Origin of the sequence: Haloferax gibbonsii ATCC 33959, from assembly GCF_000336775.1 — an archaeon.
Classification (GTDB): domain Archaea; phylum Halobacteriota; class Halobacteria; order Halobacteriales; family Haloferacaceae; genus Haloferax; species Haloferax gibbonsii.
Window position 1 is genome coordinate 182,388 of sequence record NZ_AOLJ01000028.1, and the last position, 12,334, is coordinate 194,721.

At 67.3% G+C, this 12,334-nt stretch carries 11 protein-coding genes and 2 pseudogenes; 9 read left to right on the forward strand and 4 right to left on the reverse strand.

Annotated features, from left to right (window positions below; all coding sequences use genetic code 11):
• The first annotated feature begins 149 nt into the window (after positions 1-149).
• The 5 genes and pseudogenes from C454_RS18920 (at position 150) to C454_RS18940 (ending at position 5,096) form a co-directional block, all read left to right on the forward strand.
• Entirely contained in the window at positions 150-800 is a 651-nt protein-coding gene (locus C454_RS18920) for a DUF7344 domain-containing protein (protein ID WP_004978151.1), read from the forward strand.
• A 447-nt stretch (positions 801-1,247) separates the two neighbouring features.
• Positions 1,248-1,742 (forward strand): annotated as a pseudogene (locus C454_RS21395) (nucleotidyltransferase family protein); the annotation flags it as partial.
• Between the two features lie 80 nt (positions 1,743-1,822).
• Positions 1,823-2,524, forward strand: a pseudogene (locus C454_RS21400) (sugar phosphate nucleotidyltransferase); the annotation flags it as partial.
• Complete coding sequence (gene glmS / locus C454_RS18935; protein ID WP_004978152.1) at positions 2,524-4,341, forward strand: glutamine--fructose-6-phosphate transaminase (isomerizing); 1,818 nt, start codon at positions 2,524-2,526, stop codon at positions 4,339-4,341. The pseudogene C454_RS21400 and the gene glmS, both read left to right, overlap by 1 nt.
• A gap of 194 nt (positions 4,342-4,535) precedes the next feature.
• On the forward strand, positions 4,536-5,096 hold the full coding sequence (locus C454_RS18940; RefSeq protein ID WP_004978154.1) for a helix-turn-helix domain-containing protein: 561 nt from the start codon (positions 4,536-4,538) through the stop codon (positions 5,094-5,096).
• Between the two features lie 60 nt (positions 5,097-5,156).
• Here the strand turns inward: C454_RS18940 and C454_RS18945 are convergent, their stop codons facing one another.
• Positions 5,157-5,390, reverse strand: a complete 234-nt coding sequence (locus tag C454_RS18945; protein ID WP_004978156.1) for a hypothetical protein — start codon at positions 5,388-5,390, stop codon at positions 5,157-5,159.
• A 161-nt stretch (positions 5,391-5,551) separates the two neighbouring features.
• Here C454_RS18945 and C454_RS18950 point away from each other — a divergent pair, with 161 nt between their 5' ends.
• From C454_RS18950 to C454_RS18960, 3 genes are all read left to right on the forward strand, one after another.
• Positions 5,552-6,328: a DICT sensory domain-containing protein gene (locus C454_RS18950; RefSeq protein ID WP_004978158.1), complete on the forward strand. Its 777-nt coding sequence runs from the start codon at positions 5,552-5,554 to the stop codon at positions 6,326-6,328.
• A gap of 89 nt (positions 6,329-6,417) precedes the next feature.
• Entirely contained in the window at positions 6,418-6,774 is a 357-nt protein-coding gene (locus C454_RS18955; RefSeq protein ID WP_004978160.1) for a hypothetical protein, read from the forward strand.
• Between the two features lie 129 nt (positions 6,775-6,903).
• Positions 6,904-7,272, forward strand: coding sequence for a winged helix-turn-helix transcriptional regulator (locus C454_RS18960; RefSeq protein ID WP_008094018.1), 369 nt, complete (start codon positions 6,904-6,906; stop codon positions 7,270-7,272).
• Between the two features lie 11 nt (positions 7,273-7,283).
• Here C454_RS18960 and C454_RS18965 read toward each other — a convergent pair whose 3' ends face one another.
• The 3 genes from C454_RS18965 to glmU form a co-directional block, all read right to left on the reverse strand.
• Positions 7,284-7,727, reverse strand: coding sequence for an Rrf2 family transcriptional regulator (locus tag C454_RS18965; RefSeq protein WP_004978164.1), 444 nt, complete (start codon positions 7,725-7,727; stop codon positions 7,284-7,286).
• A 214-nt stretch (positions 7,728-7,941) separates the two neighbouring features.
• A complete protein-coding gene (locus tag C454_RS18970) occupies positions 7,942-9,339 on the reverse strand; it encodes a response regulator (protein WP_004978166.1) in 1,398 nt (465 codons plus the stop codon).
• 104 nt (positions 9,340-9,443) lie between these two features.
• Positions 9,444-10,700, reverse strand: coding sequence for a bifunctional sugar-1-phosphate nucleotidylyltransferase/acetyltransferase (gene glmU / locus C454_RS18975; protein WP_004978167.1), 1,257 nt, complete (start codon positions 10,698-10,700; stop codon positions 9,444-9,446).
• Between the two features lie 417 nt (positions 10,701-11,117).
• On the opposite strand from glmU, the gene C454_RS18980 reads away from it, so the two are divergent.
• A complete protein-coding gene (locus tag C454_RS18980) occupies positions 11,118-12,206 on the forward strand; it encodes a guanosine monophosphate reductase (protein WP_081605271.1) in 1,089 nt (362 codons plus the stop codon).
• Positions 12,207-12,334: the final 128 nt, after the last annotated feature.

A 12,334-nucleotide genomic window follows, 5' to 3' on the forward strand; every position in this document is an offset into this window, starting at 1 on the left:
CTATTAGTTGATTGACCCTCTGAATCTGGGGCGCGCTTGGTGGGGCGCATCCAAAGGTTGTGGTCTGTGCTAAACGTCACGTGGTCTCCCCTCTCGACTGACCACGTCACTCGGTAGCACCCGACTACACAGTGGGGGAGGAAGGAACAATGGTTACCGATTCATTACAAGCTGACACCGATGTTGTTGACCAGACGACGAACGAACAACTCGCGGAGACGACTGGTGGGTCTCACGCGGTTTCCGAACAGCAACAACAACCCGAAATCGAAGCGCTCTCGAAGGACGTCGTCTTCGAGATTCTGAAGAACCAACGCCGGCGCGACGCGCTCCGGTACCTCAAGGAGAACGACGGCGAGGCGAAGCTCGGCGACATGGCCGAGTTCATCGCCGCGAAGGAAAACGGCATCGAGATAAAGGCGCTGTCGTCGAGTCAGCGAAAGCGGGTGTACATCGGTCTGTACCAGTGTCACCTCCCGAAGATGGACTCGGCGGGCATCGTCGACTTCGAGAAGAACCGCGGTGACATCACGCTTCTCGACACCGCGAAGCAGCTCGACCAGTACCTCGACGGCGACGTCGTCAGCACCGAGACCGACGCCGAGCAGGCGGCGCCGCTCGCCGCGTCGCCGAAACGGAACCTCGCCATCGCCGCCGGCGTGGCCGCGACCGTCTCCGGCGGCCTGCTCGGCGTCCCCGGTCTCGAACAGATTCCGGCCGCCGGCTGGGCCGTGCTGAGCACCGCGACGCTCATGGCCATCACCGCGATGGAGTCGTACAAGGGCCGCCTCAACCTCTGAGCCGGTCTCGCGCGCCCGCGTCGCGAACGATACAACGAACAATTCGGATTTTACTTCGATCTGCGTTCGAACAGCGGCGGCCTTGGTCGCCGCTCGCACGTCGACGTCCGTTCTCTCAGACTCTCTCGTTCCCACTCCGCTTCTGGCTCTCGCGCTCCCGTTCTCGACTCGCGAGTGTGATTCGCAGACCGTGCAACCGACGTGGCGGCTTCGGCCGCTCGGCGACACCATCGGATGAATGCCCACCGATTAGGAGCGGCCGAACCCGCCTGCCTCCCGATTTAGGCCGGCTTTCGCCGCTTGCAACAGTCTCACACGCGACCCTAACGCGCGACCGGTTCGGGGAACCCTCTGTATAACAATCCCCGTCGCCGTCCCTGTTCCCTCTATGACTCACTCACCGTCACGGCCACGTTCCGAACGTCCGTCGCTCGCGGGAGGGCGCGAATGAACGACCGCATCACCGAGGCGGTCGTCCTCGCGGCCGGCGAGGGGCGACGGCTCCGCCCGCTCACCACCTTCCAACCGAAGCCGATGCTCCCCGTCGCCAACCGGCCGGTCGTCGAGTACGTCCTCGACGCGCTGTTCGAATCGGGTATCGAGCGCGTCGTCGTCGTCGTCGGCCACCGCGCCGACCGCATCCAGTCGCACCTCTCTGCGACCTACTCCGACGCGGACATCGAGTTCGTCCACCAGGACTCGCGTCTCGGCAGCGGCCACGCGCTCCTCCTCGCCGAGGGGCTCGTCTCCGGCCCCTTCGTCGTCTGCAACGGCGACAACGTCGTCGACGCCGACATCGTCTCGTCGGTGCTCGAACGCTTCTCGACGACCGACTCGGTGGCGACGGTCGCGGTCGCCGAGTCCGACACGCCCGAGGAGTACGGCGTCGTCGTCGAGGACAACGGCCGCATCGCCGACATCGACGAACACGCCGTCGACAGCGAGGGCTACCTCNGAGATGTGTATAAGAGACAGCGCCCGAGGAGTACGGCGTCGTCGTCGAGGACAACGGCCGCATCGCCGACATCGACGAACACGCCGTCGACAGCGAGGGCTACCTCGTCAACGCGGGCGTCTACGTCTTCGACGACGCCGTCTTCGAGGCGCTCCGGCGCATCCCGCCGCACGACGGCGAGACGCGACTCCCCGACGTGATTCACTACCTCGACGGGCACGTCACGTCCGTCCTCGTCAACGGCGGCTGGCTCGACCCCTCGCACCCGTGGGGGCTCCTCTCCGTGACGGAGACGCTCCTCGCGCGCAGACACGACTCCGCAGTCGCCGAGTCGGCGCGGATTCACGAGCGCGCGCTCGTCGGCGACCACGTCGTCGTCGGCGAGGACTGCGACGTGGGGCCGGGCGCGGTCATCAGCGCCGGCTCGTGCCTCCAAGACAACGTCTCGGTCGGCGCGAACAGCGTCATCGAGCGCTCCATCCTCTCGACCGACGCGCGGGTCGGCGCGGGCGTCGTCCTCCGCGACTCCGTCGTCGGCCCCGGCGCGACCGTCGGCGACGGCGTCGTCTCGCCCGGCGGCCGGGCGGACGTCATCCTCGAAGGCCGGCTCTACACCGACCGCCGGCTCGGCAGCATCATCGGCGACCGCGCCGAGGTCGGCGCGAACGTGACGCTCACGGCGGGTAGTCGCGTCGGCGCGGAGGCCGTCGTCGGCCCCGGCACGGTCTTACACGGCGACGTTCGCGAGCGCGTGGAGGTGACTCACTGATGTGCGGAATCACCGCCTGCATCGGCGCGGACAACTCCGTGGACTCGCTCGTCGACGGACTCCAGCGGCTGGAGTACCGCGGCTACGACTCGGCCGGCATCGCCGTGAAGAACGGCTCGGGCATCTCGCTGACGAAGCGCGTCGGCGAGGTCTCCGAGCTCGTCGCGGCCGTCGAGCAGAACCCCATCGCCGGCGACTACGGCATCGGCCACACCCGCTGGGCGACCCACGGCGGCGTCACCGACGGTAACGCTCACCCGCACACGGACGAGTCGGGCCGCATCGCCGTCGTCCACAACGGTATCATCTCGAACTTCCAGTCGCTCCGCAGCGACCTCGAGTCCCGCGGCCACGTCTTCAGCAGCGAGACCGACACCGAAGTCGTCCCGCACCTCATCGAGGAGAACCTCCGCGACGGCGCGACCCCCGAGGAGGCGTTCCGCGCCGCGGTCGGCAGCCTCTCGGGGAGCTACGCCATCGCGGCCATCATCGGCGACGAGGAGGCCATCTTCGCGACCCGCTCCGGGTCGCCGCTGGTCCTCGGCGTCGGCGACGGCGAGTACTTCCTCGCCAGCGACGTGCCCGCGTTCATCCAGCACACGGCGCGCGTCGTCTACCTCCACGACGGCGACTTCGTCGTCACCCGCGCGGACGGCTACGAAATCACCGACTCGGCCGGCCGCGCGGTCGACCGCCCCGTCGAACACGTCGAGTGGGACCCCGAGACGGCGACGAAGGGCGGCTACGAGCACTACATGTACAAGGAGATTCACGAGCAGCCCGGCGCGCTCCGGCGGACCACGCAGGGCCGCCTGAACACCCACGCCGGCGGCGTCGAACTCGAGGAGTTCCCGCCGGAGTCGTTCGCCGACGTGAAGCAGGTCCACCTCCTCGCGATGGGCACCTCGCACCACGCCGGAATGTACGCGGCGTCGCTGCTCAACTCCCGGGGTATCCCCGCCTACGCGTTCATGGCGGGCGAGTACTCGGTCATCAAGCCGCCGGTGACGCCCGACACGCTCGTCGTCGCGGTCAGCCAGTCCGGTGAGACCGCCGACACCCTCGACGCCGTGCGCCGCGCCCGCGCCGCCGGCGCGCGGACCCTCGCGGTCACGAACGTCGTCGGCTCGTCGATAACCCGCGAGTGCGACGACGAACTGCTCATCCGCGCGGGTCCCGAAATCGGCGTCGCGGCCACCAAGACGTTCTCGTCGCAGGTGACGGCGCTGACGCTCCTCACGGAGCGCATCGTCGAGGACGTGACCGGCGCGAAGTCGCCCGCCGCGCGCGACCTGATGGAGGCCCTGTCGCGGCTCCCGGGCGACGTGCAGGAGGTGCTCGACACCTCGATGGCCCGCGAGATTGCCATCGAGTACGAGGGCAGCGACGCGTACTTCTTCATCGGCCGCGGGGTCGCCCACCCCGTCGCCCTCGAAGGCGCGCTGAAGTTCAAGGAGATATCCTACGAACACGCCGAGGGGTTCGCCGCCTCGGAACTCAAACACGGGCCGCTGGCGCTCGTCACGCCGCTGTCGCCGGTGTTCGCCATCTTCACCGGCCACGACGACGAGGCGACGCTGAGCAACGTCAAGGAGGTCCAGGCTCGCGGCGCGCCCGTCATCGCCATCACGAGCGACCGCTCGGGCGAGGTGACCGAGTTCGCCGACCACGTGCTCCGGATTCCGGACACGCACCCCGACATCGCCGGCGTCCTCGCCAACGTCCAGCTCCAGCTCGTCGCGTACCACGCGGCGGACCTGCTCGAACGGCCCATCGACAAGCCGCGTAACCTCGCCAAGTGCGTCACCGTCGAGTGAGAAGCGCGGCGACGTGACGCGGCGGGTAACCCCGCCTGCCCTCCGTATTTTGCGCCCATTAATCCGCCGTCGACGCTCGATTCCGGCGTCCGACCCGTCATTTTCAGGTGTTCGCGAACGTTCGGCGATAAGTGAATATTATCTCGACTGTAGGCACCGATTACATATTACCTGCCCGCGTCAGGTAACACGCGATGACCCGACGCGACCTCGTGGACGACGTTCTTTCGGCCGCAGACGACCCTCCGGGCCCGCTGACCGACGAGAGCGACGCTCCCCCGGCGACGGACGAGACCGACATTCCTCCCGAGTCGTCGGACGACGACCTCCTCGACGCGCTCGGTGACGAGGTCTCGCGGGACGTGCTGTTGGCGTGCAACCGCGCGCCGATGACCGCGGAGGAGCTCGCGGAGAACTGCGACGTCTCCGAATCGACCATCTACCGCCGCCTCGAGACGCTTTCGAGCCTCGGGCTCGTCGAGCGAACGCAGCGAATCGACGCGCCGAGCAAGACGTGTTACGAGACGGTCGTCGACGGCCTCTCGATTCACCTCGGCGACAGCCTCCGCGTCGAGGCGGGGTCGAGCAACTACGTCGTCGACGCGATGCGCACGCTTCTGGCCGCGATAGACGTCCAACAGCTCGCGTACGACCGCGAGCAGAACAGCGTGGACGTTCGGTTCCGACTGGCGCCGCACCTGCTCGATTCGCTGGTGGAACTGTACGTCAGAGACACGAATTCGCGTGAGGAGTAGTCCGCCGACCGCCGATGTCGGTTCGTTCGCCGCGTCGCCTTCTCGCGGGCTCTCGCCGTCCTACCGCCGCCACGACCCGTCGACTTCGCCGAGGACGAGCGCGAGCGCGTCTCTCGCGCGTCCGACCGCGATGAGTTCGCGGGCGGCCGCGGCGGTGAGCGGTCCGATGGACTGCGAGGATTCGAGCCCGGCGACGATATCGGGCACCTCGGCGGTGAACCACGAACTGGCGTCCGTCCCGGGTTCGTCGTCGACTTCCGCGGACGGGCGGGTGTGAGGGGCGTCGGAAATCATACCGAATATACACCCCGAAACTGGTTAGTTAGGAATCCGCGGGCCCCCGGTAGCGACTTCCTACTCACCGGGGCACCGACCGCGTTCGGGTCCGGAATCGTTCCGATTCGCATACCACATTATTGCAAAGAATAATAACCCGGTGTAGCGTTTCCCCGATAATGTCTCTCAGCGAACTCATCTCCGGCGTCGCCGCCTCGGAGCGAACACTGACGGTGTTCAATCCGACCCCCGGCGTCGTCGAGCGACTCGCCGAGCACTTTGCGGATCGAAACGTCTCGGTGGAGTCTGCGAGTTCCGACGAGGGCCCTTCGAACTACGCGGTGCTGGGTACCGGCGACAAGTTCCACACGGCGGTCTCGGTCGACGACCTCCTCACGCGCCCCGAGGACGTCGAACCGGGGTTCGAACGCGACTCGTACGCGCCGATTCTCGACCACCTCGACGAGACGCTGTTTACCTCCTACGACCGTCGGAAGATGCTCAACGCCACCCGCGAAATCGAGGACCGCGCGTGGCGCGTCGGCGCGGGCGAACTCCACTCGGGCTTCCAGTCCGGCGGAAACCTCCGGCCGCAACTCGAAACGTACCGCCGCCTCGGCGACCGCGACGACCTCTCGGTCCACGCGTACATCTACCCGAACGGCGAGGTCCCGCAGGCCGACCAGTTCCAACTCCACCTCGCGCGCTCCGACGAGATTCGGCGCTCCTGGTTCGTCGCCTACGACGGCAACGGCGTCGGCGACTACAAGTGCGCGCTCGTCGCCGAGGAGCCCGAACCGGGGTTCGGCTTCACCGGCTTCTGGACGTACGACCCCTCGACGGTCGACTACATCGTCAACCACCTCGTCTCGTCGTACTCGATTATCGAATCCGATGGCTCGGGCGACGTCGGTCCCCGTCGTCAGATGACCGTTCGACCGAAGTGTAGCCGCTGACTCGGGTTCGCTTCTTTGTACTCGCCCACAGAATCAATTCGGAGAACTGGGCGCGAATACTTACCAACGCCCGCCCGGAACCGGGCGGTATGGTTGACGGAATCCTCCTCGACGCCTCGAACCTGAAAGGCAAGGTCAAAGGCGGCCGCGCCGGGGCCGAAATCGCCGGGATGAGCTACATCGGCTACGAACTCGCGGTCACGGAGCGGAGCATCCACGTCTACGGCGACCACTGTAACGCCGACATCCAAGACGAAGAGTACCGCTACCTCATCGTCCCGCTCGACTCGGTCCGAGGAATCGAACTCAAAGACCTGTCCGACCGAGGTCGGTGCCTGCAGATTCACGCGTTGGACGATGAGGTGATACTCTTCTCGGAGAACCAGTCGAGCCTCTCGAAGAATCTCAAGCGCGTATTTCTCCTTCTCTCGCGGTTGCTCGCCTGAGCGGACCGGTCGGCTAGTCGGCCGGTCGACCGGCCAACTGGTCAACCGGCCCGGTGGCGAATCAGGTAACGTTTCGAAAGCAGGTAAACTAACCGAACCGCTAAAGAGGGTCGGAACCGAGGTGAGTGTATGGCCACGGATATGAACCTCGACGACGCCCCCTGTCCCATCATCGACTCGCTGAAGCAGATCGGGTCGCAGTGGCGTCTCATCGTCCTCCACGACCTCCAAGACGGTGAAAAGCGGTTCAACGAACTGAAGCGCTCGACCGGCGCGAGTTCGCGGACGCTCTCTCGCGTCCTCGACGACCTGCAGGAACACGGCTTCGTCGACCGCCGGATGGAAGAGGACGCGCCGGTCGCGACGTACTACTCGCTGACCGACAAGGGCGTCTCGCTGTGCCCGGTGTTCGACGAGATACAGGAGTGGGCCACCGAGTGGCTCGACGCCGAGCACGAAGAGTCGGCCGAAGCCGAGACGGTCCAGTCGACGGTCTGAGCGGCGCTACACTACACTTCGAGCGGGTCGCCGTCCGCCGTCTCGAAAATCGCCTCGTGGACCTCCGCGACGGTGACCGAGTCGAGTTCGTCGAGCATCGCCTGAATCGCCGGCTCGAGCAGTTCGCCGAGGACCGGCTGGATGTGTTCGCCGACGGTGCACTCGTCGTTCGGTTCGTTCGTGTGGAAACAGAACGGCTCGGCGTCCTCCACCGCCTCGTAGATGTCGCGAAGCGTGATGGCGTCCGGCTCGCGGGCCAGCGTGAAACCGCCGGTCGGGCCGCGCTTGGAATCGACGAGGTCCGCCTCCCGGAGCGAACACAGAAGCTGACGGATGACCACCGGGTTCGTGTTGACGCTCCACGCGAGACGGTCGGAAGACAGCCGCTCGTCGCTCCGCACCGCCAAGTTAGTCAGCACGTGCGTCGCGACGACGAATCGGCTGCTGTTCGACATACACGTTCTTTGGAGCTACGGGCATTTTAGATTTCACGGTGATGCGCCGATTTCGCCGGATTCTCCGCGGAATCGACGTTTTTCAACCCCCGAACCGAATCGGGGGTTCGATATTCGAATTCGGTCACGAGAACTGACCGGATGGGGTTCCGAACGGACGAAAAGTAGACCCGGAATCGGCCGGCTTGGGGGGTCGCCCCGTGCGGCGGTCGGTTCACTCTCCGTTTTCGTCAGCGCTCTCGTCTGCGTTCGCCTCCCCCGCCCCGTCCCCCTCGTCGTTCGGCGGGAGCGCGTCGACGTCGGTCGCCCGCATGAGCGCGATGACCACGTTGTCGGCGACCTCCGCGGCGAACCGCAGTTCGTCGGTCCGCCACTGCCGCGGCTCGCCGACGTGTTCGTGACAGACGACGCCGACGACCTCGCCGCCCGACCTGACTGTCGCGTCGAGCATCGACGTGATGCCCTTCGGTTCGAGGTAGCCGTTCCGTAGTTCGGCGGTCGCGGGGTCGGTCTGAACGTCGTCGACGCCGAGCGACCGATTCGCCTCCAGCGCCTCGAAGTACGACGGGTAGTTTGACGCAGTTAGCGTCCCCCCGGCCGTGTGCTCGCCCGACACCTGGTCGTACTGGTCGACACAGCGGAGCGTCTCGGCGTCGTCGAACAGCCAGACGCTCGCCCGCTCGACGCTCAGCACCGTCGCCATCGTCTCGGTGATGCGCGGGAGGGCGTCTTCGAACGACCCCGCGATGACCGTCTCGTCGGTCGCGAGGTCGATGAGCGCCCGCCGTTGGCGCTCTCTTCGTTCCCGCTCGCGGTACGCCTCGGTCACGTCGCGGAACACGACGACGACCCCTTCGACTTCCCCGTCGTCGGTCCTGATGGGCGACATGCTGTCTTCGATGTACCGCTCGTCGCCGTCGCTCGTGACGAGTTTCGTTCCCGCGCCGAGTTCGACCGGCCCGCCCGCCTCGGCGACGCGCTGCATCGGGTCGATGCGTTCGCCGGTCTCCGCGTTGACGAGGTGGAACGCGTCAGAAAGCGGCTTGCCGACGGCGGCGTCGGCGTCGTAGCCGGTTATCTCCTCGGCCGTTCGGTTCAGCTGGGTGACCGTCCCGCCGGCGTCGGTGGCGACGACGCCCTCGGCGATGGAGTCGAGGGTGACGCGGAGATGCGCCTCGCGCTCCCGGAGGCGCTGCTCCGCGCGCCTGTGTTCCGTGATTCTGACGAGCGTCTGCCGGAGGACGCCGTACTGCGCCGTCGGGTCGCCGCCCTTCTGGAGGTAGCTGTCCGCGCCGAGATTCAGCGCCTCGATGGCGACCTCCTCGCGGCTCCGCCCGGTGAAGATGACGAAGGGAATGTCGGAGCCGCGCTCGTCGCGGAGCACCGACAGGAGTTCGAGACCCGACATCTCGGGCATCTGGTAGTCGGAGACGACCGCGTCGAACGACTCCCTTTCGAGGAGCGCCAGCGCCCGCTGCGGCGAGTCGGTCGTCTCGACCTCGATACCGTCGTCCGTCGATTCGAGAAACCGCTTCGTCAGCGCCAACAGCCCCTCGTCGTCGTCGACGTAGAGCACGCGTATCGTCGGTGACTCCCCCTCGGTCCCGTCCATGTACTGTCGTGATTCTTCGCTATTGTGTCTGATAACTGTTTGGTGGATTAAATGTTTCCATAGTGTCACGAACCGGCGAGACGGGCGCTCTCGCGGCGTCTCGGTCAGTCGTCGTCGGCGGTCGGCGAGTCGCCGTCCGTCTCGACGCTCGCGCCGTCGCCGTCGCCGTCGATGCGGTCGTAGAGCACGGACTCGCCGGGTTTGACCGTCCCGCCGGTCGGGATTCTGACACCCGCGTTCAGCGAGGCGTTGATGCCGGTTTTCACCCCGTCGCCGAGGACGACGCCGTACTTCCGGCGGCCCGAGGAGACGAGTTCGCCCTTGAGCATCTGTCGGACGGGCTCGCCGTCGTGGCGGAGGTTCGCGACCTTGGTCCCCGCGCCGAAGTTCACGTCGCGGCCGAGGAGGCTGTCGCCGACGTACGAGAGGTGGCCGACCGTCGCGCCCTCCATCAGGACGCTGTTTTTCACCTCGACCGCGTGGCCGACCTTGGCGTTCTCGCCGACGAGCGTGTGCCCGCGGACGTAGGCGTTCGGTCCGACGGTGGCCCCGCTGCGGACGAGCACCGGCCCCTCGATGACCACGCCGGAGCGAACCGTCGCGCCCTCCTCGACGACGACCGGCCCGTCGAGCTCGGCGCGCTCGGACACGTCGCCGTCGATTCGCGGCTCGAGTTCGCCGAGCTTCCACTCGTTGGCTTCGAGAAGCTCCCACGGTCGCCCCACGTCGAGCCAGCGGTCGAAGGCGACGCCGCGCACGTCGTAGGCCTCGCAGGTCGCCGCGAGTACGTCGGTCAGTTCGAGTTCGCCGCGGTCGCTCTCGTCCACGTCGAGCCAGCCGTGGGCCTCGGCCGGGAAGACGTACGCGCCGGCGTTAACGAGGTCAGACGGCGGGTGTTCGGGTTTTTCGACGACGCCGGTGACGAAGCCCTCGTCGTCGGTGTCGAGGACGCCGTAGGAACTCGGGTCGTCGACGCGGAACGACCCGACTGCGGGCGTCCCCTCGTACAGCGTCGAAAGCGACGGCACGTCGTACAGCGCGTCGCCGTTGAGGACGACGAACGGTTCGTCGGGGTCGAGATGGGGGGCCGCGGCGCGGACCGCGTCGGCCGTCCCGCGCTGTTCCGACTGCACGGCGAACTCGACCGGGACGCCGGCGCGCTCGTCGCCGAAGTAGTCGCGCACGTCATCGGCCTCGTAACCGACGACGAGCGTGATGTCCGTCGCGCCCGCCTCGACGGCGGCGTCGGCGGTGTGCGCGACGAGCGGCCGGTCGGCCACGGGGAGCATCGGCTTGGGTCGGCGGTCCGTGAGCGGACGCATCCGGGTGCCGCGGCCGGCGGCGAGAATGACAGTCTGCATACCTGCGTAAGGAACTCCCCGGAAGAAATTCCTTCGGTCCGGGAAGTACGAGACAGGGACCAATCGCGACGCTGTGGGTTGCCTCTGGTCCACCTACCGTGACCGACTCGAGGTGGTACGGTCGGTACGGCACGTCTCTGTCAATATCAGTCTAACAAAACGCTTGCGAACCCTGCCCCGGATTCGAGTTCGATACTTCGCTCCCGCGCGACGCCGTCGCTCGCGAACGGTTCGAACCACACGGCCCGCGAACGGCGAACGTCTTGGGGTTACGATGGGTTGGAGATTCGCACGACACGCGGCGCCGTGTGTTAGTTAACAGACGAGCGCCAGCGCGTAATAGTTTCGTTCCGCGGCGACGCGAACCGCGTTCGTGGGCGTTATTACCGTCCCACCCTTCGGCTGTGGAGGGTTACGATGGAGATTCGCACAGGACTCTCTTACGGAGACGTATTGCTGGTCCCACAGCGCTCCCCGGTCGACAGCCGGAGCGACGTGGACCTCTCGACCAACGTGACGCCGGACTTGCGCCTCGACACGCCGCTCGTCAGCGCGGCCATGGACACCGTGACCGAAGCGGACCTCGCGGCGGCGCTCTCCGGCCTCGGCGGCCTCGGCGTCGTCCACCGCTTCCTCGACGTGGACGAGCAGGCCGAACAGGCCCGCCGCGTCGCCGAGGCGGGCGGGACCGTCTCGGGCGCGGTCGGCATCAACGAGGACTACCTCGACCGGACCGAGGCGCTCCTCGACGCCGGCGCCGACGCCGTCGTCATGGACATCGCTCACGGGCACATGGAGCGGTGTCTGGACGCCGTCGAACGGATTCGCGACGAGTTCGACCCCGAAATCGTCGCGGGTAACGTCGTCACGCCGGCGGCCGTCGAAGACCTCTGGGAGGCCGGCGCGGGCTGTGTGAAAGTCGGTGTCGGGCCGGGTTCGCACTGCACGACCCGCGAGGTCGCGGGCGCGGGCTATCCGCAGCTCACGGCCGTCTCGGAGTGCGCCGAGCGGGCGCACGACCTCGGCATCCACGTCATGGCCGACGGGGGGATTCGGACCTCCGGCGACGCCGCGAAGGCGCTCATGGCCGGCGCGGACACCGTCATGATGGGGAGCTTCTTCGCCGGCACCGACGAGGCACCGGGCCGCGTCGTCGAGGTCGACGGCGAGACGTACAAGCGCTCCCGCGGGATGGCCTCGACAGAGGCCGCCGACGACCGCGACGACAAACAGAGCGACGTCGACGCGGGCGAGGGCGTCGAGGCGCTCACGCCCCACAAGGGGCCGGTCGAACCGCTCGTCGAGGAGTTCCTCGGCGGGGTTCGCTCGGGTGTGAGCTACTGCGGCGGTCACACTATCCCGGACGCCCGCGAGAAGGCGTCGTTCGTCCGCGTCGCGGCGAGCGCGAAGGAGCGAGAGGGTGCCCACGGCGTCGTCTTCGCCGAGGGTCCCGTCGAGGTCGACGACGAGGTCGAACGCGAGTTGCAGGCCCCGATGGCCGACTGACTCGCTCCGCGGCCGGCGACCGGGACACGTGCGGTCCCCGCCCAGCCGACCGCTTCGAGCGGCGGCGCTCTCGGCTGCCGCCGCTCTCGACCGCCGCCGCCGCCGCATCCCCTCTCGGCAGTCGCCGG